The 1,109-nt window shown below is 43.1% G+C and carries 2 protein-coding genes; both read left to right on the top strand.

Translation table 11 applies throughout. The annotated features are described in order from the left end of the window. Positions 1 to 131: 50S ribosomal protein L20 (locus EBR25_14405; protein NBW42161.1), on the top strand; the 131-nt coding region annotated here is incomplete at its 5' end. Between the two features lie 257 nt (positions 132 to 388). Next, positions 389 to 1,109 (top strand): ribonucleoside-diphosphate reductase (locus EBR25_14400; GenBank protein NBW42160.1); only part of this gene is annotated, 721 nt, incomplete at its 3' end.

Here is a 1,109-nt window from a genome sequence, read left to right as displayed (position 1 = left end):
ATGTATTTAGAGTTGCAGTGCAAGCAGTTGAGCGTGGCATGCAATATGCTTACCGAGATCGTAGAAAAAGAAAAAGTGACTTTAGAGGGTTATGGATTCAAAGTGATAAGTGTAGGGGGTGGTTTGAGTGATACTCTTGAATACAGTTTAACCTCCGAGCAAGTAGCTAAGATCATTTCTAGGGGGAAGATTGATGTTATGCTAAAAAACATTCAACAAGAGCTAAAGTTCTCGATAGAGCCTAACCTAAAGAGGAAGGGTCGTAAAAACTTCATTGTTGTCACATAAAATAAACTTTCGGGCGAATCTGCTTGATTTGTAGTTTTTATATCTTCTCATTGTAGGGTGGTATCAATAACATTCAACCCTACAACGAGAGGTTAAGAACATGGCAGGACTATTAGAGTTCAGTACAACATATAAGCCATTTCAATATCCTTGGGCGATGAACATCGCAGAGGAACACGAGAAAATCCATTGGGGTACTTGGGAAGCAAAGCTACAAGAAGATGTGAACCAATGGAAGGGCGGTCAGATTTCTGACGCAGAGAAACAACACATCACCCAAATCCTTCGCATCTTTACTCAGTCAGATGTCGCTGTCGGTGGAAACTATTGCGACATCTTTATCAAAGAGTTTAAGAACAACGAGATCAGAAATATGCTCTTATCCTTCGCTAATCGTGAGGGAACACACCAAAGGGCATACGCTCTCCTCAATGACACACTAGGACTCGCTGAAAAGGAATACTCAGCGTTCCTTGAGTTTGATGAGATGCGTGAGAAAATCGAGTTTATGACCCAATCCCCAGAAGGTTTAGGTCGTATCACCCATATCGCTTTCGAGCTTGCTCGCTCGGTCTGTAATGAGGGCATGAGCCTCTTCTCTGCTTTCGTCATGCTCCTCAACTTCCAACGCTTCGGCAAGATGAGAGGTATGTGCGAGATCGTGGAATGGTCGATCCGTGATGAGACTACCCATGTAAATGGTATGACTCAGCTCTTCCATGAATACTGTAAAGAACACCCTCGTGTCGTGACTGATAAACTCAAGAGCTTTATCTACACCAACTATGAGAAGGCTGTTGAGCTAGAGGACGCTCTAGTTG

The sequence above is a fragment of the bacterium genome (genome assembly GCA_009926305.1).
Taxonomy (GTDB): Bacteria; Bdellovibrionota_C; UBA2361; order UBA2361; family RFPC01; genus RFPC01.
Note: the sequence above shows the minus strand (reverse complement) of the source record. Positions and strands in the feature narration are given on the sequence as shown.